Consider the following 23,577-nt stretch of genomic DNA (forward strand, 5'->3'; position numbering starts at 1 on the left):
TGCTGGTGGGCGCGGCGGGCAAGGTGCGCAGCAAGTTCACCGGGGCGGACTAGCCTTTTCGGCCCAGCGGATTCGGCTGTTCTGGCTAACCTCCTCCTGAGGCTTTCGATCAGAAGGCGGGGCCGATCTAGAGCACGAGACCGATCGACATGGTGAGGAACACCGCCGCGCACACCGCGTCCAGCGCCGTGGTCACGCCGGGTCGCCGCAGCGATCCGGCGACGCGCGCCGCGGCCACCACGATCGTCAGCTCCCACAGCGCGGCCAGCCCGAGGAACACCGCGGCGAGCATCCCGAGCTGCGGCGCCGGGTCGCCCGTGCCGATGAACTGCGGCAGGAACGCCAGGGAGAACAGCAGCATCTTGGGGTTGGTGATGTTGGTCAGGAAGCCCTGCCGGAACGGTCGGGTCGCGACCGCCGCCACCTCGTCCGGCGCGCGCCGCAGCAGCCCGCGGGTGATCGTCACGGCCAGGTAGAGCAGGTATGCCGCGCCGATCCAGCGCAGCCCGGTCAGCACGGCGGGGTAGCGGGCGATCACCACGCCCACGCCCGAGATCACCAGGGCGACCTGCGCGAGCGCGGCGGTGTGGATGCCCGCCAGCGCGAGCAGCCCGGCGCGGGTGCCGGACCGCATCGACGTGCGCAGCAGCAGGAAGGCGTCCACGCCCGGGGTCAGCACGACCACCGCGCAGGCGATCAGGAACGCCGGCAGCTGGGTGAAGTCCAGGTGCATGGAAACCTCCCTCATGTTCCGGACAGATCTCCGTGATCTGCCTCACTGGCCGTTAAATCTTCGGCGCTACAGCACTCTAACAACAGATTTTCCGGATCTCATACCCCGCTGCCTCGGGTGGGACGGCTCCGCTACGGTCGGTGCCGGTTCGACCACATGTCGTAGAGAGGTGCTCCATGCGCATCAGCGCGCCGATCTTCGCCGTTCTCGTGCTGGTCCTGTCCGCGTTGCCCGCGGACGCGATCGTGGGTGGCCGGGAAGCGCCCTCGACACCGTGGGCCGTGGCGCTGTTCGACGGTGGCGCGTTCTTCTGCGGCGGCGCGCTGGTCGCGCCGGACAAGGTGGTGACGGCCGCCCACTGCACGGTCGCGCGCAGCGCGCTCGGCACCCGTGACCGGCGTCCCGCCGACCTGACCGCGGTCGTCGGCCGCGCCCACCTCGACTCGACCGAGGGCCGGGCGGTGCAGGTGGCCGCGCTGTGGCGGCACCCCGCGTTCACCGAGGTCTCCGCCGGCGACGACGTGGCGACCCTCACCCTGGCCGCCCCGGTGCCGTACCGGCCGGTCCGCGTCGCGGACGCCACGTCGGGCCTGGCCACCGTCTACGGCTGGGGCCGGACCGGTGAGCTGGGCGCGCCGAGCCGGCGGCTGCTGGAGGTCGACGTGCCGATCAGGACCGACGCCGAGTGCGCCGCCGCCGTGCCCGACTACCAGCCGGGCGGGATGCTGTGCGCGGGCTACCCCGAGGGCGGCAAGGACGCCTGCGAGGGCGACTCCGGCGGGCCGCTCACCGTGGCGGGCGAGCTGGTGGGCCTGGTGTCCTACGGTCGCGGCTGCGCCCGACCCGGCCAACCGGGCGTCTACACGCGGCTGAGCCGCTACCGGGACCAAATCTGAGACTGTGGTACCACAGTGGGGTGCGCTCACACCCGTACCCGGCGACGCTGCGCCGGCAGTGGTCGGCCGACCTGACCGCCGACCAGCTCTACGACGTGCTCAAGCTGCGGTCCGACGTGTTCGTCGTGGAGCAGAACTGCCCCTACCCGGAGCTGGACGGGCGTGACCTCGAACCGGGCACCCGGCACTTCTGGCTGGAGTCCGACGACTCGGCCGGGCCGCAGGCCTACCTGCGGCTGCTGGAGGAGCCCGGCGGCACGTTCCGCATCGGCCGGGTCTGCACGGCCCGCGCCGCCCGCGGCCGCGGCTACAGCCGCCGGTTGATGGAAGCGGCCCTGGCCGAGGTCGGCCAGGCCGAGTGCGTGCTGGACGCGCAGACCTACGTGGCCGACTTCTACGCGTCGTTCGGGTTCCGGCCGCAGGGCGCGGAGTTCATCGAGGACGGGATACCGCACCTGCGGATGCGCCGGTCTCCGTGATCACCCGCACCGCGCGCTCGATGTCGGCCTCGGACAGGTCGGCGCGCGCGGTCAGGCGCAGCCGGGAGATCCGGTCGGGCACCGACGGCGGCCGGAAGCACCCCACGACCACGCCCTGCGCCCGGCACGCCTCGGCCCAGTCGAACGCGGCCTCGGGCGACGGCGCCTGCACCGACACGACGGCCGCGGTCGGCGTGCTGACCCGCAGCCCCTTCTCCTTGAGCCGGAACGCCAGGTCCTGGGCCACGTCCAGCGCCCGCGCGGGTCGGTCCGGCTCCTCCCGCAGCACCTTCAACGCGGCCAGGGACGCCGCCGCGCTGGCCGGCGCGAGCCCGGTGTCGAAGATGAACGTGCGCGCGGTGTCGACCAGGTGCTTGATCACCCGGCTCGGCCCGAGCACCGCGCCGCCCTGCGCGCCCAACGACTTCGACAGCGTCACGGTCGTCACCACGTCGGGCGCCTTGGCCAAGCCCGCCGCGTGCACCGCGCCGCGGCCGCCGTCACCGACCACGCCGAGGCCGTGGGCGTCGTCCACGACCAGCGCCGCGTCGTGCTCGCGGCAGGTGGCGGCCAGCTCGGCCAGGGGCGCGAGGTCGCCGTCCACGGAGAACACCGAGTCGGTCACCACGAGCGCCCGCCGCTTGCCGCGCGTGGCCAGGGCGTGCGCGACCTGGCCGACGTCGCAGTGCCCGGCGACCACCACGTCGGCCTTGGACAGCCGGGTGCCGTCGATCAGGGAGGCGTGGATGTGCTGGTCGGCCACGATCGCGGTGCCGGGGCCGGTCAGCGCGGTCAGCGCGCCCAGGTTCGCCGCGTAGCCCGAGGAGAACACCAGCGCGGACTGCGCGCCGCAGAAGTTCGCGAGCTCGTACTCCAGTTCGGTGTGCAGCTCGGTGGAGCCGGTGACCAGTCGCGAGCCGGTCGAACCCGCGCCCCAGCGCAGCGAGGCCGCCGCGGCGGCGCCCGTCACCCGCTTGTCGCGGGCCAGGCCCAGGTAGTCGTTCGACGCCAGGTCGAGGTTCGTCGAGTCGGCCGGTCGGGGCCGGACCCGGCGGGCCAGGCCCGCCTTCGCGCGGGCTTCGGCACGCGTGTCGATCCAGTCGAACACCGACTCACCTGTGCGCACACTCACGCCGGCAGTGTCGCATCCGACGGCTACGGTGCCGGCGTGGACCTCTTCCAGCCGGAGCCTGCCGAGTTGCGCTCGTTGCGGGAGGACGCGCCGGTCCACCGCGACGAGCGCACCGGGTTGTGGCTGGTCAGCCGGTACGACGACGTGCGCGCCGTGCTGGCCGACCCGCGCCGCTTCCGCCCGGACAACGCGTTGACCGCGGTGGTCCCGATCCCGCGCCCGGTGCTGCGGGTGCTGGCCAGGGCCGGTTTCTCGCTGCCGCCGACGCTGGCCAACAACGGCACGGACACGCACGCCGACCTGCGCCGGCTGGTGGCCCGGTTCCTCACCCCGGCGCGGGTGGCGGCGGTCGGGCCGCGGATCGCGGAGCTGGCCGCCGAACGGCTGGACCGGCTCACCGGGCGGGCCGACCTGCACCCGGCGCTGGCCCGGGACCTGCCCGCCTTGGTGTTGCTGGAGGTCCTGGGCATCCGGGACGTGGACGTCGACGCGCTCAAGGCGTGGAGCACGGCGTCGTTGGAGCTGTTCTGGGGTGACGTCACGACCGCGCGGCAGCACGAGCTGGCCCGGCCCGCCGCCGCGTTCCACCAGTGGCTGACCTCCCGGATCAAGGCCGCCGACCCGGCGGGTGACGACCTGTTCGCCGCGTTGCGGGCGCACGGCGTGCCGATCCGGGACGCGGCCGGGCTGTGCTACTTCCTGCTGATCGCGGGGCAGGAGACGACGACGCAGTTGCTGTGCGCGGCGTTCCACGCGGTGCTGCGGGAGGACGGGCTGTGGTCGCGGCTGGGCGAGCCGGGCGTGGCGGCCGCGTGCGTGGAGGAGGTGCTGCGGCGTGACCCGCCGGTGAGCACGTGGCGGCGGGTCACCGCCGAGCCGGTCACGCTGTCCGGGGTGGACCTCCCGGCGGGCGCGCCGGTGCTGCTGATGCTGGCGGGCAGCGGCTCGGACCCGGACGTGTTCGACGAGCCCGAGCGGTTCTGCCCGGCCCGGCCGAACGCGCGCAGGCACCTGGCGTTCGGTTTCGGCAGGCACTTTTGCCTGGGCGCGGGCCTGGCCCGGCTGGAGGCGGAGGTGGTGCTGCGGGAGACCGCGCGGCGGTTCCCGCGGCTGCGCCTGGCCTCGGCCGAGCCCCCGCCGATGCTGGGCCTGCTGTCGTTCCGCGCGCCGCTGAGCGTGCGGGTCGAGCTAGGGGACCAGGACGACCTTGCCGGTGGTGGCGCGGTCCTCCAGCAGTTGGTGGGCCCGGGCGGCGTCGGCCAGCGGTAGGGCCTCGCCCAGCACCGGGCGCAGCCCGAGCGTGAACGCCCGCCGCACGGTGTCGGGGGTGAGGGGGTTGCCGAAGCCGAGCACCGCGACGCCCTTGCGGAACGCGTCGACGGCGGTCACGTCCAGCGGCTCGCCGCTGGCGAAGCCGAACACGGCCAGCCTGCCCACCCCGTCGCGCAGCAGCTCGAACGACTGCCTGCCGACCGCGCCGCCGACCGAGGAGAACACCACGTCGACCGGGTCGACCCGGCTCGACCAGTCCGGCTCGCCGTAGTCGACCACCTCGTGCGCGCCCAGCTCACGGGCGAGCGCCAGCTTCCGCTCGCCCCGGGCGGCGGCCACGACGGTCGCGCCCGCCCGTGCCGCGACCTGCACCAGCAGGCTGCCCACGCCGCCGGCCGCGGCTTCGACCAGCGCCCGTTCGCCCGCGGCCGGCCGGACCGCGTCGACGGCCGCGATCGCCGTCGCGCCCTGGAGGTACAGGGCCAGTGCCTCGTGGTCGGACACGCCGTCGGGCACCTCGGTGGCGTCCTCGGGCAGCACGGCCCGCTCGGCGTAGCCCTCGCCCAGCGCGAACCCGATCAGCCGCCTGCCGTCGTCGGTCACCCCGACCACCTCGCCGCCGAGCGCGCCGGGCGCGAGGTCGTACCAGGGCACGACCTCGGTGGCCCGGCCCGACCGGATCAGCGTCTCGCCGTAGTTCACGCCGATCGCCGTGACGCGGACCAGCACCTGGCCCGGTCCCGGCGTCGGGTCGGGCACCTCCCGCACCTCGAGCACGTCCGCCGGACCGAACTCGTGGAACCGCACCGCTCGCACAACGCCTCCCGGAACTCAAACGGACTGACGGTCCGTTTCTTGTCGGCTACGATACGGACTGTCGGTCCGCTTCTGTCAAGGTCGGGAGGTCGGCGATGCGCAAGGACGCCGAGCGCAACCGCGCCGCCATCCTGGCCACCGCCGCGCGGCTGATCGCCGAACACGGCCCCGACGGGTTCTCGATGGAGGACGTCGCCGCCGCCGCGGGCGTGGGCAAGGGCACGGTGTTCCGCCGCTTCGGCGACCGCGACGGGCTCGTGCGAGCCGTCGTGGACGAGACCTCCCAGAGCTGGCGGGCCGAGTCCGCGGCCCTGCTGGAGGCCGACGACGTCCCGGCGGACGAGAGGGTGATCACGTTCGTGGCCACCCTGTTCGACCACGTGATCGCCGCCCTGCCCCTGGTGACCGCGCTGGAACGGGTGTCCTCGCGCAGCATCGCGTGCGACTCGAACTCCGACCTCACCCACCACCGCCTGGCCGCGTTGATCGCGCAGGTCAGACCGGGTGCGGACGCCGAGTTCCTGGCCCACGCCCTGCTGGCCCAGCTGCGCGCCGACGTGCTGCGCCACCTGGTCCACCAGTGCGGCCTGGGCGTGCCCCGGGTGCGCGCCGGTGTGATCTCGCTCGCGCGCGGCGTGCTGGCCGGGGACTTGGAGCACGCCGGGGGAAGTGCGACGATGCCCAGGCTGTAGAGGGGGTGCGCGAGGAAGCCGGTGCGAATCCGGCACGGTCCCGCCACTGTGACCGGACCGAGGAGCCGGGAGTCAGGAACTCGACCCCCGACTCGTCGACCGGACACGGGCGTGGACACCCGAGGAAGGACACCGCCGCATGGGCGCGCGTTTCCCCTTTTCCGCAGTCGTCGGCCACGACGACCTCCGCACGGCACTGCTGCTCAACGCCGTGCACCCCGGTATCGGCGGGGTGCTCGTCCGAGGTGAGAAGGGGACCGCGAAGTCGACCGTGGTCCGCGCGCTCGCCGCGCTGCTGCCCGAGCTGGACGTGGTCCCGGGCTGCCGGTTCGGCTGCGACCCGGCCGTGCCGACCGACTGCCCCGACGGGCCGCACGACGGCGGCGCGGACCGGCGTCCGGCGCGGCTGGTCGAGCTGCCGGTGGGCGCGACCGAGGACCGGCTGGTCGGCTCGCTGGACCTGGAGCGCGCGTTGACCGAGGGCGTCCGCGCCTACCAGCCCGGCCTGCTGGCCGCCGCGCACCGGGGCGTGCTCTACGTGGACGAGGTGAACCTGCTGCACGACCACCTCGTGGACCTGCTGCTCGACGCCGCCGCCATGGGCCGCGCGCACGTCGAGCGCGAAGGCGTGTCCGTCTCGCACGCCGCGTCGTTCCTCCTGGTGGGCACCATGAACCCGGAGGAGGGCGAGCTGCGCCCGCAGCTGCTGGACCGCTTCGGCCTCACGGTCTCGGTGCGCGCTTCGCGGGACGTGCCGACGCGGACCGAGGTCGTGCGGCGGCGGTTGGCCTACGAGGCCGACCCGGAGGGTTTCGCGGCCCGCTGGGCCGAGGCGGACCGGGAGCTCGCCCGGCGGATCGTCGCCGCCCGCGACCGGCTCGCCGACGTGGTGCTGCCGGACGCGGAACTGCGCCGCATCGCCGCGATCTGCGCCGCGTTCGAGGTGGACGGGATGCGCGCGGACCTCGTGGTGGCCCGCACGGCGACCGCGCACGCGGCCTGGCGCGGCGCCGCGGAGGTGGCCGAGCAGGACGTGGAGGCGGCCGTGCGGCTGGCGTTGCCGCACCGCAAGCGCCGCGACCCGTTCGACGAGCCGGGGCTGGAGGAGGAGCAGCTCGACGACGCCCTCCAGCAGGGCGCGGAAGCCGCTCAGGAACCGGAGCCCGAACCCGAAGGCCCGGACGACGACGGCGGCGGCTCGTCGCTGCCCGACGAACCATCGGAGTCCACTTCGGACGGTCAGGGTGCGGGCTCGGCGGAGCGGTCCCACGCGCCCGCGCCCGCGTTCCGCGCCCGGCTGTTGCAGGTGCCGGGCGTCGGCGAGGGCGCGCCGGGCAAGCGGTCCCGTGCCCGCGCCCGCACCGGCCGGGTCGTCCGGTCGTCCACTGTGGACGGAGCGGGCCTGCACGTCGTCGGCACGCTCACCGCCGCCGCCCCGCACCAGGCCGCCCGCGGCCGCCGCGGTCCCGGCCTGGAGCTGCGCGGCCCGGACCTGAGGCTGTCCGTGCGCGAGGGCAAGGAGGGCAACCTCGTGCTGTTCGTCGTCGACGCGTCCGGCTCCATGGCCGCCCGGCAGCGCATGTCCGCGGTCAGCGGCGCGGTGATCTCCCTGCTCCGCGACGCCTACCAGCGGCGGGACAAGGTCGGCGTGGTCACCTTCCGCGGCCGCGACGCCCAGGTCGCACTGCCGCCGACGAACTCCGTGGACGCCGCGGCGGCCCGGCTGCGCGCCCTGCGCACCGGCGGCCGCACCCCGTTGGCCGACGGCCTGCTGCGCGCCCGCCGCGTGCTGGCCGCCGAACGGGTCCGCGACCCGCGCCGCCGCCCGCTGCTGGTGCTGCTCACCGACGGCCGCGCCACGGCGACCGGCACCGGCGGCGACCCGCTCCGCGACGCGTTGCGCGCCGCCGGGCTGCTCGCCGCCGACGGGGTGGCCTCGGTCGTGGTCGACTGCGAGCACGGCCCCGTCCGGCTCGACCTGGCCGCCCGGGTGGCGGGCGCGCTGGGAGCGGCGTGCGTGCGCCTGGAAGAACTGTCCGCAGACCAGGTGGCCGGCGTGGTGCGCGCGGCCCGAGCCGCGTAGGAGCACCGAGATGCCCCAAGGTCAACCGTCCGTCGTCCCGAACGACGGCCTCAGCACCCGCCAGCGCCGCAACCGGCCCCTGGTCGTGCTGCACACCGGCGAGATGAAGGGCAAGTCCACCGCCGCGTTCGGCCTCGCGCTGCGCGGGTGGAACCAGGGCTGGTCCATCGGCGTCTTCCAGTTCGTGAAGTCCGCCAAGTGGAAGGTCGGCGAGGAGTCGGCGTTCCGCGCGCTGGGCCGGCTGCACGAGCAGACCGGCGAAGGCGGACCGGTCGAGTGGCACAAGATGGGCGAGGGCTGGTCCTGGACCCGCAAGCAGGGCACCGAGGACGACCACGCCGCCGCCGCGCGCGAGGGCTGGCAGGAGATCGCCCGACGCCTCGCCGCCGGACAGCACGGCCTCTACGTGCTCGACGAGTTCACCTACCCGCTGCACTGGGGCTGGATCGACGTGGACGAGGTGGTCGCGGCGCTGCGCGACCGGCCCGGACACCAGCACGTCGTCATCACCGGCCGGTACGCGCCCGACGCGCTCGTCGAGGCCGCCGACCTGGTGGTGGAGATGACCAAGGTCAAGCACCCCATGGACGCGGGCCAGAAGGGGCAGAAGGGGATCGAGTGGTGAACCGGCTGGTGGTCGCCGCGCCCGCGTCCGGCAGCGGCAAGACCACCGTGGCCACCGGCCTGATGGCGGCGCTGCGCCGGGCGGGCGACAAGGTCGCGCCGTTCAAGGTCGGCCCCGACTACATCGACCCCGGCTACCACTCGGTGGCCACCGGCAGGCCGGGCCGCAACCTCGACCCGGTCATGGTCGGCGAGCACCGGGTGGCGTCGCTGTTCGCGCACGGCGCGCGTGGCTGCGACCTGGCCGTGGTGGAAGGCGTGATGGGCCTGTTCGACGGGCGGGTGGACACCGAGGGCATCGGGTCCACCGCGCACGTGGCCAAGCTGCTGTCCGCGCCCGTGCTGTTCGTCGTCGACGCCCGCGGCCAGAGCCGCAGCCTCGCCGCCCTGCTGCACGGGTTCCGCGGCTACGACCCGACCGTGCGGCTCGGCGGCGTGGTGCTCAACCAGGTCGGCTCCGCCCGGCACGAGCAGGTGCTGCGCGGCGCGTGCGCCGAGGTCGGCCTGGAGGTGCTGGGCGTGCTGCCGCGCGACGACAAGTTCGCCCTCCCGTCACGCCACCTCGGCCTCGTCACGGCCGCCGAGCACGGACCCGCCGCCACCGCCGCCGTGGACGCCATCGCCGAGGCCGTCGCCCGGCACGTCGACCTCGACGCGGTGCGCCGCCTCGCCGCCGAGGTGCCCGCGATGGCCGTGCCCACCTGGGACCCGCGCGCCGAGGTCGAGCCCGTGCCGGGCCGCCCGACGATCGCGGTCGCGGGCGGTGCGGCGTTCACGTTCGGCTACGCCGAGCAGGTCGAACTGTTCACCGCGGCGGGCGCGGACGTCGTCGTGGTCGACCCGCTGCGCGACGAGGCCCTGCCCGACGGCACCGCCGGCCTGGTGCTGCCCGGCGGCTTCCCCGAGCAGCACGCCGCCGAGCTGTCCGCCAACGCGCCCCTGCGCGACGCCGTCGCCGCCCTGGCCCGCGCCGGCGCGCCCGTGCACGCCGAGTGCGGCGGCCTGCTGTACCTGGCGAACTCCCTCGACGGCGCGCCCATGTGCGGCGTGATCGACGCCGACGGCGCGATGACGCCCCGGCTCACCCTCGGCTACCGCGACGCCGTCGCCCCGCAGGACTCCGTGCTGGCCCGCGCGGGCTCCCGGGTCACCGGCCACGAGTTCCACCGCACCGCGCTCAGCGTCCCGCACGGCCCGAAACCGGCCTGGCAGTGGCGCGGCCACGACCTGCGCCCGGTGGCCGAGGGATTCGTCCTCGGCCGGGTGCACGCGTCGTACCTGCACACCCACCCGGCGTCCGCGCCGGAGGCCGTGACGCGCTTCGTGGCGGCCTGCGCGAGCGAGTCCGTGCGCTCCGAGGCCACTCGTTAGTGGATCGCGCTCGCGCGGTACGGTCCTTGCCCACCAAGCCGAACACGTCGTGGGGAGCAGTTGTGATGACTGGTCGGGTCTCCTTCGTGGGCGCCGGTCCCGGCGCCGCCGATCTCATCACCGTGCGCGGCGCGAAGCGGATAGCCGAGGCCGACGTCGTGCTGTGGTCGCCCGGCGTGGTCGAGGTCGAGTGCGTGCGCGAGCACGCCCGCCCCGACGCCGAGCTGGTCGACTTCTCCCGCGTCACCGAGGCCGACGTGGTCGAGGTGTACCGGCGGGCGTCGGTGAGCAAGCTCAAGGTCGTGCGGCTGCACGCGGGCGACCCGTCGCTGTGGGGCGGCCTGCGCGACCAGCAGGACACCTGCCAGCGGCTGGGCCTGGAAACCGACGTCGTGCCGGGCGTGTCGCAGGTGTCCGCCGCGGCCGCCGCCGTCGGCCGGGAGCTGACCACCTCGGAGGTCGCGCACTCGCTGCTGCTGGTCGGGCCCGAGAGCGCCGAGCACGTCGAGGAGTTCGCGGCGCACGGCACCACCATGGCGATCTCCGCCTCCGGCGCCCGCGCCGGCCTGCTGGTCGAACGGCTGCGCGCGGGCGGGTACGCCGACGACACGCCGGTCGTGGTGGCGTACAAGGTGTCCCTGCCCGACGAGACGGTCGTGCAGACCACGGTGGGGGAGCTGGAGTCGTGCGTGAAGGAGCGCAAGCTCTACCGCACTACGCTGTTCCTGGTCGGCAAGGTGCTCGCGCAGCCCCCGTCGCGCCGCCGCGTCACCGCGGTCGAGGGCGACGAGCCGGTGCGCCGGGCGCGGCCGTCGAAGTGGGCCAAGCGCGCGAGCCGGCCCGTGGCGCGGTCGGTCGAGTCGCCGTCGGCGGCGGCGTGGTCGGCGGTGCACGACTGGCAGGAGACGGCGCGCACCAAGCGCGCCGCGGCGAAGCCGAAGGCCGAACCGGTCGGCGAACCGTTGCTGCACCTGGTCGCCGACGCGCCGGAGCAGGCCGAAGCGGCGCCGGCGGACGACGCGGCCAAGCCGAAGCCCAAGCCCGTGGTCGCCGCCGCCACCAAGCGCACCGCCACCGTGCAGGCGAGCACGACACCGCGCAAGCCGACCGGGACGCGGGCCAAGAAGAACAAGCGCGCGAACTGACATGGACGTCGTCGCGCTGCACGGCTTCGTCACCCGAGCCGGTCGTTCCTGGGACGACGTCACCGTCGTGGACGCCGAGGCGGTCGGCCCGCGGCACGCGGTGAACGTGTGCCGCGCCCGGCCCGCCGTCGTCGTCTCCGGCGCCGACCCGGCCGAACTGGCCCGCGACCTGGCCGGGTGGCGGCGCACCCTCGTGGTCGAGTCCGCCGCCGGCCTGGCCACGGTGGACCCCGCGGACGCGGTCGCCCGCCGCTGGACCGAGCCCGGCGCGATCCTGTGCCTGGCCGAGCAGAACTTCGCGCCCACCGGCGAGGGCTGGGCCCTGCCCGACGGCGACTTCGCCCAACGCGACGGCATGACCGCCGTCGCCGAGGTGCGGGCGCTCGTGCTGGCCCGGCTCGCCCCGCGCCCCGGCGTGCTGGTGTGGGACGTCGGCGCGGGCCCCGGCGCGATCGGCGTCGAGTGCGCCCGGCTCGGCGCGGCCGTCGTCGCGGTGGAACGCGACCCGGTGCAGTGCGTGCGGATCATCGCCAACGCCTCCGCGCACGGCGTGGACGTGCGCGTGGTCGAAGCCGAGCTGGACCAAGCGGGCGAGCTGCCCCGGCCCGACGCGGTCCACGTCGGCGGCGGCGGCGCGGACGTGGTGCGGCAGAGCGTGCGATCGGGCGCGCGGCGCGTCGTGGTGGCGACCGCCGACCTCGACCGCGTCCTGCCCGCCCGGGACGCGTTGCACGAGGCCGGGTACGCCGTCGAGGGCAGCCAGGTCACCGCCGCGCGGCTCACCGGCGGCACCCTCCTGGCCACCAACCCGGTGACCGTGCTGTGGGGGGTGAAGAAGGCGTGATCGGGGTGTTCGCCGCCGGCGAGCGCGGGCGTCGCGCCGCGGTCGAGCTGGCCGGGTTCCTCGGCCCGGACGCCGTGGTGCCCGACGGCCCCATCGGACCCGCGCTGCGCGCGTTGTGGCCACGACTGGGATCGGCGGTGTTCTTCCTCGGCACGGAGCCGACCGTGCGCCTGGTCGCACCCCTCCTGCGCGACGAACGGGCCGACCCGGGCGTGGTGTGCGTGGACGGCGGGTTCGCCGTGGCGCTGCTCGGCGGCGCCGAAGCCCTCGCCGAACGGGTCGCCGACGTGCTCGACGCGCAGCCCGTGACCACCTCGGCGTCAGCCGGCTCACCCCTGGACGAACTGGTGGAGCTGCTGGACGCCACCGTCGAGGGCGACCTGGCCGCGTGCGGCGAGGCGGTCCGCCTCGGCGAGCCGGTGCTGCTGGCCAATCCGCTCGGCTTCCCGCTGCCCGCCCTGCCGGACAACGTCGTCACGGGCGGCCACGAGACCGCCTGGACCGTGCTGGTGGACGACCGCGTGCCCAAGGGACCGGCCGACGACCGCGTGGTCCGCGTCGTGCCGCGCACCCTCGTCGTCGGCGTCGGGTCGAGCACCGGCGTGTCGGCGACCGCGGTGTCCGCCGCGCTGGCCCAGCTCCAGGACCGGCGCGGGCTCGACCTGCGCGCCATCAGGGCGTTCGCCACGCTCGACCGCAAGGTCGCCGAACAGGGCATCGCCGACGCCCTGGAGGACTGGGGCTTCTGGCACGACTCGACCACCGCGCCGCTGCTGGCCTATCCCGGCGAGGAACTCGCCGTGATCCCCGTGCCCAACCCGGCCGAGCTCGCCATCGGCATCCCGAGCGTGGCCGAAGCGGCGGCCCTGCGCGGCGCGATGGAACTCTCCGCCGGCGGCCGCGTCGAGATCGCGGCGGAGAAGGTGAAGGGCGACGGCGTCACCGTCGCCGCCGCACGCGTCCTGCCACGCGGCCGGCTCGCCCTCGTCGGCCTCGGCCCCGGCGACGCCGACGAACGCACACCGCGCGCCGAAGCCGAGCTGCGACGCGCCTCCGTCGTCGTCGGCAGCGCCGAATGCGTGGCCCAGGTGCGGCACCTCCTGCGACCCGGCACCAAGGTCGCCGCCGACGGCGCGGTGCGGCTCGCCGAAGCCGGCGCGGCCGTGGCCTACGTGGACACCGGCGCCGGACCGGTCGTTTCCGGGCCGATACGCGCCGATGTCATCCGCGTGACCGGCGTCACTCGTCAACTGTGAAGCGCCGAGGGCCCGTCGAAAGGCGGTTGTCGCTTTCGTCGTCTTGGTCCTAGCTGGGAGGTGCGCCCGCACAGGGCGTCCCTGCACCGGAAGGATCGACATGGCGAAAACCCTGCGTCGCCTGCTCACCGTCCTCGCCTCGACCGTGGCCGCGGTCGGTCTGATGACCACCGCGCCCGCCTCGGCGCAGACCACCTCCGACACCGGCGTGTCACCGTTCATCGTCGGCGGCTCCCGCGTCTCCACCAGCACCTACCCGTGGGTCGTGTACCTGGCCACCAGCACCGGCGGCCAGTTCTGCGGCGGTACGCTCGTCAAGGCCAACAAGGTCGTCACGGCCGCCCACTGCGTCAGCGGCCGCAGCGCGTCGAGCACCCGCGTGGTGCACGGCCGCGACGACAAGCAGAGCACCGCCGGCACCGTGGCCACGGTGACCTCCATCTGGGTCCACCCCAGCTACCGCACCGCCAGCTCCGGCTACGACGTCGCCGTGCTCACCCTCGGCACCAGCATCAGCTCCACCTACCTGCCGCTGGCCACCCCCAGCGACACCGCCCTGTACGCCGCCGGCACCAGCGCCCGCATCTACGGCTGGGGCACCACGTCCTCCGGCGGCTCCGCCTCCCGCTACCTGCTCGGCGCGACCGTGCCCGTCACGTCCGACTCGACCTGCCGCACCGCCTACTCCAACTACAGCCCCACCTCCATGGTCTGCGCCGGCTACCCCCAGGGCGGCACCGACACCTGCCAGGGCGACTCCGGCGGCCCGCTCGTCGCGGGCGGCAAGCTGATCGGCGCCACCTCGTTCGGCCGCGGCTGCGCCCTCGCCGGCTACCCCGGCGTCTACGCGCGCATCGCCTCGTACTACTCCGTGATCACCGCCCAGCTGTAACCACCGCGACGTGCCCACGACCGGGTGTACTCCCGGTCGTGGGCACCTCCACCGGGTTCGATCCGGTGCCATGCGCCGACTACTCGTGATCCCGATGCTGCTCGTGCTGACCACCGCGCCGGGCGTGGCATCCGCGGCCGAAGGGCTGCACTCGTGCTCCACCGCCGTCGACGGCAAGACCGCCCTGGGCCGGTGCGAAGGCCGCGGCACGTTCCGCCTCGTCGCCTCCTGCGCCGACGGCACCACCGTCGACAGCTCCTGGCTGACCATCGGCAACGGCACCGGCACCACCAAGGTCCGCTGCCAGACCGACGCCGTGCACGCCCGCATCGACCTACGGTGATCCGTGATGTGAAGCACCCGGGTTGGACAGGGCATGTCTGGTGTGGATGCTTCTACCCATGCACGGTGAACAGCACTACCTCGTGGGTCTGGACCTGACCGGCCGGCGCGTCGTCGTCGTGGGCGGCGGCACGGTCGCGCAACGCAGGCTCCCCAGGCTGGTCGCGGCGGGCGCCCGGGTCGAGGTGATCTCACCCGAGGTGACCCCGGCCGTCCAGGGCATCGTCGACGGCGGCGAGGCCGTCTGGCACGCCCGCGAGTACGCCGACGGCGATCTCGACGGCGCCTGGTACGTGCTGGCCTGCACCTCCTCACCCGAGGTGAACGCGCGGATCACCGCCGACGCCGAGGAGCGCCGCGTGTTCTGCGTGCGCGCCGACGTCGCCGTGAAGGGCACCGCCGTGACACCGGCGGTCGGCGAGCACGACGGCCTGCTCGTCGGCGTCCTCGCGGGCGGCCAACACCGCCGATCCGCCGGCGTCCGCGACGGCCTGCTCACCGCGCTGCGCGACGGCTCCATCGCCGACCACCACGACCAACCCGCCGGCGTCGCGCTCGTCGGCGGCGGACCGGGCGACCCCGACCTCATCACCGTGCGCGGGCGCAGGCTGCTGGCCAGGGCGGACGTCGTCGTGGCCGACCGGCTCGCCCCGCGCGAACTGCTGGACGAACTGCCACCGCACGTCGAGGTGGTCGACGCGGCGAAGATCCCCTACGGACGTGCGGCCACGCAGGACTTCATCAACACCACGCTCGTCGACCACGCCAAGGCGGGCCGGTTCGTGGTCCGGCTCAAGGGCGGCGACCCGTACGTGTTCGGCCGCGGCTTCGAGGAGCTGATCGCCTGCGCCGAGGCGGGCGTCCCGGTCACCGTCGTACCCGGCGTGACCAGCGCGTTCGGCGTGCCCGCCCTGGCCGACGTGCCGGTGACGCACCGGGGCGTGGCGCACGAGGTGGTCGTCGTGTCCGGGCACGTCGCCCCGGACGACGAGCGGTCGCTGGTCGACTGGTCGGCGCTGGCCCGGCTCACCGGCACGGTCGTGATCCTCATGGGCGTGGAGCGTGCGGCGGCGTTCGCCGAGGCCCTCATGGCGGGCCGCCCCGGCGACACCCCGGTGTCGGTGATCCAGGAGGGCAGCACCCGCACCCAGAAGGTCGTGCGCTCCACGCTCGCCTCCCTCGCCGACGACATCGCCGCGCACGGCATCCGCCCGCCCGCGATCATCGTTGCGGGACCGGTTGCCGCACTGGCGGCGGAACTGCCGTTCCACTCCTGAGCGCCAACCCCGCCCCGGCGGCCACGACGACCACCAGCCCACCCAGGGCCGCCCACGTCGTGCCGCCGGGGTGGACCAACGGCTCGCCCCGCATCGCCTGCCACACCAGCAGCGCGAACAACCCGGTGTAGCCGAGCGCGGCCACCACGACCAGCCGGGTGCGGACCCGTTCGGCCAGCCCCAACCCCGCCAGGGCCAGCGCCAGCAGGATCATCACCTGCAAGCCGTGCATCCCGAAGAAGTGCGGCACCCGCAGGTCACCGCCCGTCGTGCTCCACCCCGTGATCGGCAACCCGGGGCCGCCGTCGGGCACGCCGACGCTGTGCCCGGCCACCAGCTCGACCTCCCGCCCGCCGGCGTCCACCGCCGTGACCGGCTTGCGCTGGAACGCCATCAGGTACCCCGACGCCATGCCGAGGATGGCCAGGTAGAGCCCGGCGCGCACGGCCCAGCGCACGTCCGGCCCCGCGAAGCGCTGGAACGACAGCACGAGCGCCAGCACCACGTTCGCCAGGAACATCGCCGGGATCGCCGTGCCGAACGTCATCTGCACGAACTGGTTCAACGGGTCGTCGGAGCTGTTGTAGTGCGTGAACATGCCCCGCCCGGCCTGCACCGCGATGAGCCCGACCTCCACGAACATGATCCCCGCGATCACCGTCCCGGCGCCCGACGTCCACTTCCGGCCCCGGTGGGGCAGCGCCAGCAGCCATGACAGGGTCGCCGAGTACACCGCCAACGACACCGCGAACTTGAACGGCTTCGCCCACAGCGGCGCACCCTGCAACACCCGCCCGTCGACCACCATCGCCACCGCGCACGCCACCGCACCCACCGCCATCACCACGGCCAACCACAGGGTGGGCCGGTGCCACGTCTTCGTCATGCCCACCAGCCTCGGCCGTCACCCCACCGAGATCACTGGTGCCGACCCGCCAACGCGGGGTGGGGCAGGCCACCGTCCGGGTGGGACAATCGCCGGCGGGGCACGGGGAACGGGGACGTCGTGGCGGTGTGGGTGCGGCTCGCCGGGGTGGGCCTGGCCAAGGTGCGGTTCGCCTACTCCCCGGTGTTCGAGACCGTGATGGCGGTCGACGGCCTGCGCACCCCGGGAGCCCACGCCGTCCACCTGCCGTGGGTGCGCTGGGCCAGGGACCGGGTCGCCGACATCCCGGGCCTCGACACACTGCTGGCCCGGCTGGAGGGGCCCGCCAAACCGGCCGACCTGATGCCCGTGCCGGACGTCCGCATGCCCGACCTCGACACCGAGCTCCGCCAGGTCGCCCCACCGGAAGCCGACATCATCCGCCGCTGCCACGACCTGCTCATCGCCCCCCACTGGAAGCGCATCACCACGGTCCTGGAAGCCGACATCGCCACCCGCGCCGCCACCCTGGCCGACAAGGGCGTGGAAGCGGTGTTCCAAGACCTCCACCCGGAAGTCACCTGGTCCAACGGCGAACTGATCCTCCACCGCAAACCCGAGCACCGGGTCGACCTGGCCGAGCACGGCCTGGTCCTGTGCCCCAGCGCCTTCTGCTGGCCGAAGGCGTGGATCGCGATCGACCCCGTGGGCCAAGGCGTCCTGCGCTACCCCGCCCGCGGCATCGGCACCCTGTGGGAGGACCGCGGGACGCCTGACGACCTGTCCGCCCTGATCGGCCGCACCCGCGCCCACCTGCTCACCCTGCTCGAAGCCCCGAGAAGCACGACCGACCTGGCCACCACCCTGGGCATCACCGCGGGCGCGGTCTCGCAGCACCTCAACATCCTGCGCGCCGCCCGCCTGGTCACGACCCGCCGCGAAGGCCGACACGTCCTCCACATGCGCACCACCCGCGCCGACTCCCTGCTGACCTGACCCCGACTGACCCTCCCCCTGCCCTACCCTCGCCTGCCCCTGCCCCTGCCCCTGCCCCTGTCCTTGCCCACGCCCACGCCCACGCCCTGCCCACGCCTCCTCGCCGCCGGGCCGGCCGTTTTATCCGGCTAACGTGAGAAATGCGATTCAGGTTGTCAAAGGTTGCATGCTTCGCCCACCCGAGTGACACCCACATCGGACCCGCCGCCAGCCCACAGAGGCCCGATTTGACATGGGTTCGGGTGCTTTGAGCCTGCCGGCTTTGGCCTGCCTGGAGTGCCTGTACGGGCCCCATGTCAGATCGAGCCGGCCTCAACCACCGAGCTGCCCGAACCCCGACACCCCAACACCCCTCACACCCCACCGGCCCCAAGTCGAAGCCCAAGCTCCCGCCCCGCCTCCACCACGTGCCCGTGCTCGCACACCGGCACCAACGCCACCTTCCCCCCGCACCCCACGTGTTCCGGCTCCACCGGCGGCGGCCCGTCGGCCAGATGTCGGTCACCCCAAGCCATCAACGCCATCAACACCGGCCACAGCTCGCGCCCCGCCGACGTCAACGCGTACTCGTGCCGCTGCCGCGACCCGAACTCCTGGTACGCCACCCGTTCCAGCAACCCCGCGTCCACCAACGCCGACAACCGGTTGCTCAACACGTTCCGCGCGACCCCGAGGTGCTCCCGCAACTCCTCGAACCGCCGCACCCCGTTGGAGATGTCGCGCACGATCTGCAACGACCACCGCTCACCGAGCAACCCGAGGGCTCGCGCGATCGAACACCGGTCATTGTCGATGACGACTCCCATGCCCCCACCCTACCTCAGGGTTGCCCAACGAAACCCAGCCGCGCTAAGTTCCCCCAACGAACTCAGCCTCCCGCCAAGGACAAGCCATGCGAATCGAAGACCACCCGACCGTGCGTCACCTCCGCGCCAACCCACCACCGACCCCCACCTCACCCGTCAGCACCGCCTGGCTGCGAACCATCGCCGAAGAAGCCGGTGCGGACGACGTCGGCTTCGCCCCGGTCGACCTCCCGGACCTCGCCGTGGACCGCGAACGAGCCCGAGCCGCCCTCCCACGCGCCCGCACCTACATCGCGTTCTGCGTGCGGATGAACCGCGACAACGTCCGCAGCCCGCTGCGCAGCATCGCCAACACCGAGTTCCACCAGACCCTGGACGACGCGGACGCGGTCGGGCACCGACTCGCCAAGGCCCTCCAGGAAGCGGGCCACCGGGCCGTGCACCCGGCCGCCGCCTTCCCCCAGGAGATGGACGACTTCCCCGGCCGCGGCTGGGTGATCTCGCACAAGCTCGTGGCCCAGGCCGCCGGGCTGGGCCGGATCGGCATCCACCGCAACCTGATCCACCCGAAGTTCGGCAACTTCATCCTGCTCGGCACGGTGGTGGTGGACTTCGAGGTGGACGAGCACTCGTCGCCGACCGACTTCAACCCGTGCCTGGAGTGCAAGCTGTGCGTCGCCGCGTGCCCGGTGGGCGCGATCTCCAAGGACGGCGGCTTCAACTTCCTCGACTGCTACACCCACAACTACCGCGAGTTCATGAGCGGCTTCACCGACTGGGTGGAGAACGTCGCCGACAGCACCGACCGAGAGGACTACCGCCGTCGCGTCTCACCGGCGGAGTCGGCGTCGATGTGGCAGAGCCTGGCGTTCCGCCCGAACTACAAGGCGGCCTACTGCATGGCCGCGTGCCCGGCGGGGGAGGACGTCATCGGCCCGTTCCTGGACGACCGCAAGGGGTTCCTCGCCGACGTCGTGAAACCACTGCAGGACAAGGAAGAACCGGTCTACGTGGTCCCGGGCTCACCCGCCGAGGCGCACGTCCGCAAACGCTTCCCCCACAAGACCGTCCGCCCGGTGTCCAACGGCCTGTGACCCGGACACGACAACGGCACCCCACCCGACGGGCGAGGTGCCGTTGACGCGAACGTGAAACTGACGGGCTAGTGCTGAGCCGCCCGGCGCGGACGACCCGAGCCGCCGCGGTCCCGGTCGGAACGACCGCCGCGGAAGCCGCCGAAGCCGGCACCGCCACCGCTGCCGCCGCTGCGACGAGGCCCACCGCCGCCACCACGACGGGCGCGGACGGGAACCTCCGGCTCGACCACGGGGACGCCGCTGGGCACGCGAGCGCCCGTGATGCGGACCAGCTCCTCGTCACCGGGGCGGACCTTGGTCGACGTCGGTCGAACGCCCGCCCGCGCGGTCAGGCCCTGCACGGTGCGCCGCTGGTCGTGCGTGACCAGCGTGACGACCGTGCCGGACTGGCCGGCGCGCGCCGTGCGACCGGCGCGGTGCAGGTAGTCCTTGGGGTCGGCCGGCGGGTCGACGTGCACCACGAGGCTCACGTCGTCCACGTGGATGCCGCGCGCCGCCACGTCCGTGGCGATCAGCACCGGCGTGGTGCCCTCGCGGAACTGGCTCAGGACGCGCGTGCGCGCGCTCTGCGCCTTGCCGCCGTGCAACGCGCCGGCGTGCACGCCCATCGACCGCAGCTTCTTGGCCAACCGGTCGACGTGGTGCTTGGTGCGCACGAACATGATCGTGCGGCCCTCGCGCGCGGCGACTTCGGTGACCACGTTCTGCTTGTCCTCGGCGGACACGAACAGTAGGTGGTGGTCCATCGTGGTGACGCTGCCGGTGGGCGGCGAGACCGAGTGGACGACCGGGTCGTGCAGGTACTGGCGGACCAGCTTGTCCACGTCGCCGTCGAGCGTCGCGGAGAACAGCAGGCGCTGGCCGTTCTGCGGGGTCAGGTCGAGGATGGCGCGGACCTGCGGCATGAAGCCCATGTCGGCCATCTGGTCGGCCTCGTCCAACGCGGTGAACATGACCTCGGAGAGGTCGGCCGTGCCCTGCCGCACGTGGTCGGACAGCCGACCGGGGGTGGCGATCAGCAGGTCCACGCCTCGGCGCAGCGCGTCGACCTGGCGCGGGAACGACGTGCCGCCGACGACCGTGCGGCACCACAGGCCCAGCGACCTGGCGAACGGGCTGAGGGCCTCCTCGACCTGCATCGCCAGCTCACGGGTGGGCACGAGCACGAGCGCGCGCGGCTTGAGCGGCTTGGCCCGACCACCGGTCAGGCGGGACAGCAGCGCCAGGCCGAACGCCAGCGTCTTGCCGGAGCCGGTCTGACCGCGACCGAGCAGGTCACGACCCGCCATGGCGTCCGGCAGCGTGGCGGCCTGGATGGGGAACGGCTCGGTGATGCCCGCCTGCTCGAGCGCGCGCAGCAGCTCGTCGGACAGGCCCAGCTCGGCGAACGAGGGCAGCGGGCCCTCGGGCATCGTGCTCTCGACGTGTTCGGGAATGGTGGTCGTCAGCTCCGCGCTGGGAGCGGGACGACGGTTGCCCTGGCCTGGGCGCCTGTTGCTGCGGGGCTTGCGGAACTGCTGGCGCTCGGAACGGCCTTGGGACATTGTCGGCAAAACAAACCTCCGGGACACGGCACGTCTCGAGGATTGCTCTGCTTGAGCAGGCGCGATCGCGGGGACGGGCCCGGCGCGCGGATCGCGCCGATAGTGGTTGGGAAGCACCGCCGGCCACTCGGGCGGCCTGGGGCACTCGGTGGCGCCACCGGGCGGTGCACCACTCAGTCTAGCTGATCACGCGCCGTGGTTCGCCATCCCGGCGGTGTTCTCGCGCACACGGGTGGTGGACCGGGTGATCCCAAGCACCGCGCCGATGATCATCGCGAACCGCAAAAGTGCACGTTACGGCGGGTTTACGGGGGTGTCGGCGCTCGTGTGCCACCGCCGCGCGCACCAACTGAACGGAGCAACGACGGATGGCGCGGTGACAGCTCCGGGCGTATACCCGCAACAGCGAGGCCGGACCCGCGTGGACACCGACCGGAAGACTTCGACCTCCCGCAGGTGCCCGCGCCGGCGAGCTCCGGGCCGGTGTCGACCCGGAGCTCGTGCGCCATCCGCTGTCCGGACCGACCGCCCCTCAGCGCAGGCCGGCGAGATCCAGCAGCATCTCGGTGACCTCGCGCGGCTCGGCCAGCTCCGGCGACAGGCCGTGCGCGGTGAACCACCCGGCCACGTTGCGCACGTCCCGCTCCAGGAACTCGGGTCCGCGCGGGTTCGCCACCAGGTCCACCACCTGCGGCAGGTCGATCACGACCAGCCGCCCGTCGTGCACCATCAGGTTGAACGCCGACAGGTCGCCGTGCGCCAGCCCGGCGGACGCCATCACGCCCAGCGCGTCCACGAGCTGCCGCCACAGGTCGAGCAGCTCGTCGGGCTCCGGTCGCAACTGCGCCAACCGCGGCGCCGCCGCCCCGTCCGCGCCGACGAACTCCAGCAGCAACTCGGTGCCGTCGCGCTGCACCGGGTAGGGCACCGGTGCGCCGAGCTGCCACAACGTCGTCAGCGCGGCGAACTCGGCCACCGCCCACCGCTCGGCGATGAGGTTGCGGCCGAACGCGCTGCGGTTCGCCATCGCGCGCATCTCGCGCGACCGCCGCATCCGGCGGCCTTCGAGGTAGCCCGCGTCCCGGTGGAACAGCCGGTGGTCGTTGCTGCGGTACCGCTTGGCGGCCAGCAGGCACGACCGGTCGGTACCGGGCATCGCGCGTTCCAGCAGGAAGACGTCCGCCTCCTTGCCGGTCTTCACGATCCCCAGCTCGCGGTCCACCGCGGACAGGTCCGTGACCAGCCAGTCCGGGTGCGGTTTCGGGCCCTGGTCGGCGTCGCCCCAGGTGGACCAGCGGTCGCCGTCCTGCGGGACGTCCGCCGCGACGGCGTCCTCCCGCATCTGGGCGAGCCGGTCCTTGGCCTCCTCGGTGAGCCGGCCGCGACGGCCCGGCTCGACGTCGCCGTCGCTGCGCGCGGCGGCCTTCTTCGCTTTCTTGGCACGCCACCGGAGGTCGTCGGCGTGGTCGAACTCGGTCTCGAAATGGGTGTACTGCTCGTGCTCGCGCACTGGATGTGCTCCAGGTGAAGTGGGAGTGATCGCCCCCACCCGGCGCGGTGTGGTCCTTCGCGCGGGTTCGCGTCAGGCGAGCGGGGCGAGCGGACGGGTCGGTGCCACGTCCCGGACAGCTGTCGCCATCTGGCACCTCCTCGGGTCCGCCGTGGTCTGCCACCACCGGCGCTGTGCGCGTACGTGCAGCAGGGTGCCCGGCTGCCGGGCTCGGCCGCAACCGATTTACCGCGACCCGGCTTCACCGCCACCCGGGTCCACCACATCCAGGTTCGCCACGTCCCGGCTTCACCGCGTCGCGGGCTCACCGCCACCGATTCACGCGACCGGGTTCAGCGCGACTCCAGGCGGTAGCCGGCGCGTTCGCCCAGCCAGGCCGCCCCGAGCTGGCGGATCACCAGCGAGTCGTGCCTCAGCACCCGCTCGTCGTGCCACTGCTCGGCCTGCGGCGCCACCGCGAGCATCCGCTGCCGGGCCGTGGCGCTGAAGTCGGTCAACGCGGCCACGGCCTCGTCCACCTCGCCGGCCGGGAGCGGTGTGGGGGGTCCGGTGTCGGGGAAGACGAGCTTCGTGCCCGCGTACGTCGCCGTCGTGCCCAGGTCGTGCGCGAGCTGGTGCTCCACGGACTCCGCGTTCACCTGCCGCTGCCGCCAGGTCTGGTCCACCTGGGCCAGGCGCAGGCCGAGCAGGCGGGCCGCGCACAGCCCGGACCACACCCGCTTGAGGGCTTCCGGCGCGTCGAGCGCGTCGGTGCGCAGGTCCTCGGTGATCCCCCGCAGCAGGGCCGGGGTGACCGGCTCTCCGGACGCGGTGACCGAGGTGTCGGCGGGTGTGTCGGGAGTCACCCGGTCATTCTGACATCACCCTCACGACGGGTGACAATCCCGACGCTGCGTCACGCAAAC

The 23,577-nt window shown here is 73.8% G+C and carries 23 protein-coding genes and 1 riboswitch; of the genes, 15 read left to right on the top strand and 8 right to left on the bottom strand.

Features of this window, described 5'->3' with window-relative positions:
* Positions 1-127: 127 nt before the first annotated feature.
* On the bottom strand, positions 128-733 hold the full coding sequence (locus LZG04_RS02375; RefSeq protein WP_233812595.1) for a LysE family translocator: 606 nt from the start codon (positions 731-733) through the stop codon (positions 128-130).
* Between the two features lie 176 nt (positions 734-909).
* Between LZG04_RS02375 and LZG04_RS02380 the strand changes: the two genes are divergently transcribed.
* Entirely contained in the window at positions 910-1,629 is a 720-nt protein-coding gene (locus tag LZG04_RS02380) for a serine protease (RefSeq protein WP_233812596.1), read from the top strand.
* A gap of 20 nt (positions 1,630-1,649) precedes the next feature.
* Positions 1,650-2,108 (top strand): GNAT family N-acetyltransferase, encoded by a 459-nt coding sequence (locus LZG04_RS02385; protein ID WP_233812597.1) that lies wholly within the window; start codon positions 1,650-1,652, stop codon positions 2,106-2,108.
* On the opposite strand, the gene LZG04_RS02390 is transcribed toward LZG04_RS02385, so the two are convergent.
* Positions 2,062-3,240: an 8-amino-7-oxononanoate synthase gene (locus LZG04_RS02390; protein ID WP_233812598.1), complete on the bottom strand. Its 1,179-nt coding sequence runs from the start codon at positions 3,238-3,240 to the stop codon at positions 2,062-2,064. The genes LZG04_RS02385 and LZG04_RS02390 overlap by 47 nt on opposite strands.
* Positions 3,241-3,276: 36 nt before the next feature.
* Between LZG04_RS02390 and LZG04_RS42295 the strand changes: the two genes are divergently transcribed.
* A complete protein-coding gene (locus LZG04_RS42295) occupies positions 3,277-4,509 on the top strand; it encodes a cytochrome P450 (protein WP_233812599.1) in 1,233 nt (410 codons plus the stop codon).
* Here LZG04_RS42295 and LZG04_RS42300 read toward each other — a convergent pair.
* A complete protein-coding gene (locus LZG04_RS42300; protein WP_233812600.1) occupies positions 4,429-5,328 on the bottom strand; it encodes a zinc-binding dehydrogenase in 900 nt (299 codons plus the stop codon). The two genes, LZG04_RS42295 and LZG04_RS42300, sit on opposite strands and share 81 nt — an antisense overlap.
* A 95-nt stretch (positions 5,329-5,423) precedes the next feature.
* Between LZG04_RS42300 and LZG04_RS02405 the strand changes: the two genes are divergently transcribed.
* From LZG04_RS02405 to cobA, 10 genes are all read left to right on the top strand, one after another.
* A complete protein-coding gene (locus tag LZG04_RS02405) occupies positions 5,424-6,020 on the top strand; it encodes a TetR/AcrR family transcriptional regulator (RefSeq protein WP_233812601.1) in 597 nt (198 codons plus the stop codon).
* Positions 6,007-6,103, top strand: a riboswitch (cobalamin riboswitch). It overlaps the preceding gene by 14 nt.
* Before the next feature lie 56 nt (positions 6,104-6,159).
* Positions 6,160-8,103, top strand: coding sequence for a putative cobaltochelatase (locus LZG04_RS02410; RefSeq protein ID WP_233812602.1), 1,944 nt, complete (start codon positions 6,160-6,162; stop codon positions 8,101-8,103).
* Between the two features lie 10 nt (positions 8,104-8,113).
* On the top strand, positions 8,114-8,728 hold the full coding sequence (gene cobO, locus LZG04_RS02415; protein ID WP_233812603.1) for a cob(I)yrinic acid a,c-diamide adenosyltransferase: 615 nt from the start codon (positions 8,114-8,116) through the stop codon (positions 8,726-8,728).
* On the top strand, positions 8,725-10,098 hold the full coding sequence (locus LZG04_RS02420; protein ID WP_233812606.1) for a cobyrinate a,c-diamide synthase: 1,374 nt from the start codon (positions 8,725-8,727) through the stop codon (positions 10,096-10,098). Before cobO ends, LZG04_RS02420 begins: the two co-directional genes overlap by 4 nt.
* 65 nt (positions 10,099-10,163) lie before the next feature.
* Entirely contained in the window at positions 10,164-11,243 is a 1,080-nt protein-coding gene (locus tag LZG04_RS02425; RefSeq protein ID WP_233812608.1) for a cobalt-precorrin-4/precorrin-4 C(11)-methyltransferase, read from the top strand.
* A 1-nt stretch (position 11,244) separates the two neighbouring features.
* Positions 11,245-12,087, top strand: a complete 843-nt coding sequence (locus LZG04_RS02430) for a hypothetical protein (RefSeq protein ID WP_233812610.1) — start codon at positions 11,245-11,247, stop codon at positions 12,085-12,087.
* Positions 12,084-13,343, top strand: a complete 1,260-nt coding sequence (locus LZG04_RS02435) for a cobalamin biosynthesis protein (RefSeq protein ID WP_233812613.1) — start codon at positions 12,084-12,086, stop codon at positions 13,341-13,343. The genes LZG04_RS02430 and LZG04_RS02435 overlap by 4 nt, the downstream gene beginning before the upstream one ends.
* Positions 13,344-13,443: 100 nt before the next feature.
* Entirely contained in the window at positions 13,444-14,235 is a 792-nt protein-coding gene (locus tag LZG04_RS02440; protein WP_233812615.1) for a trypsin-like serine protease, read from the top strand.
* A 70-nt stretch (positions 14,236-14,305) separates the two neighbouring features.
* Positions 14,306-14,578, top strand: a complete 273-nt coding sequence (locus LZG04_RS02445) for a hypothetical protein (RefSeq protein ID WP_233812617.1) — start codon at positions 14,306-14,308, stop codon at positions 14,576-14,578.
* Between the two features lie 58 nt (positions 14,579-14,636).
* Positions 14,637-15,854, top strand: coding sequence for a uroporphyrinogen-III C-methyltransferase (gene cobA / locus LZG04_RS02450; RefSeq protein WP_233812619.1), 1,218 nt, complete (start codon positions 14,637-14,639; stop codon positions 15,852-15,854).
* On the opposite strand, the gene LZG04_RS02455 is transcribed toward cobA, so the two are convergent.
* On the bottom strand, positions 15,799-16,740 hold the full coding sequence (locus LZG04_RS02455; RefSeq protein ID WP_233812622.1) for a hypothetical protein: 942 nt from the start codon (positions 16,738-16,740) through the stop codon (positions 15,799-15,801). The genes cobA and LZG04_RS02455 overlap by 56 nt on opposite strands.
* Before the next feature lie 120 nt (positions 16,741-16,860).
* Between LZG04_RS02455 and LZG04_RS02460 the strand changes: the two genes are divergently transcribed.
* Entirely contained in the window at positions 16,861-17,715 is an 855-nt protein-coding gene (locus LZG04_RS02460; RefSeq protein WP_233812624.1) for a DUF5937 family protein, read from the top strand.
* A 353-nt stretch (positions 17,716-18,068) separates the two neighbouring features.
* Here LZG04_RS02460 and LZG04_RS02465 read toward each other — a convergent pair whose 3' ends face one another.
* The gene (locus tag LZG04_RS02465; RefSeq protein ID WP_233812626.1) at positions 18,069-18,521 is read right to left on the bottom strand and encodes a helix-turn-helix domain-containing protein; all 453 of its coding nucleotides are present in this window, start codon (positions 18,519-18,521) and stop codon (positions 18,069-18,071) included.
* A gap of 86 nt (positions 18,522-18,607) precedes the next feature.
* Here LZG04_RS02465 and LZG04_RS02470 point away from each other — a divergent pair, with 86 nt between their 5' ends.
* Positions 18,608-19,615 (top strand): 4Fe-4S binding protein, encoded by a 1,008-nt coding sequence (locus LZG04_RS02470; protein WP_233812628.1) that lies wholly within the window; start codon positions 18,608-18,610, stop codon positions 19,613-19,615.
* 68 nt (positions 19,616-19,683) lie between these two features.
* Here LZG04_RS02470 and LZG04_RS02475 read toward each other — a convergent pair whose 3' ends face one another.
* The 3 genes from LZG04_RS02475 to LZG04_RS02485 all read right to left on the bottom strand — a co-directional run bounded on the left by LZG04_RS02475 (position 19,684) and on the right by LZG04_RS02485 (position 23,517).
* Positions 19,684-21,162, bottom strand: a complete 1,479-nt coding sequence (locus tag LZG04_RS02475) for a DEAD/DEAH box helicase (protein ID WP_374202781.1) — start codon at positions 21,160-21,162, stop codon at positions 19,684-19,686.
* 532 nt (positions 21,163-21,694) lie between these two features.
* Entirely contained in the window at positions 21,695-22,672 is a 978-nt protein-coding gene (locus LZG04_RS02480) for a serine protein kinase RIO (protein ID WP_233812632.1), read from the bottom strand.
* 332 nt (positions 22,673-23,004) lie between these two features.
* The gene (locus tag LZG04_RS02485; RefSeq protein ID WP_233812634.1) at positions 23,005-23,517 is read right to left on the bottom strand and encodes a hypothetical protein; all 513 of its coding nucleotides are present in this window, start codon (positions 23,515-23,517) and stop codon (positions 23,005-23,007) included.
* Between the last annotated feature and the right edge of the window lie 60 nt (positions 23,518-23,577).

Origin of the sequence: Saccharothrix sp. S26, from assembly GCF_021390395.1 — a bacterium.
In the GTDB taxonomy this organism is placed as follows: Bacteria; Actinomycetota; Actinomycetes; order Mycobacteriales; family Pseudonocardiaceae; genus Actinosynnema.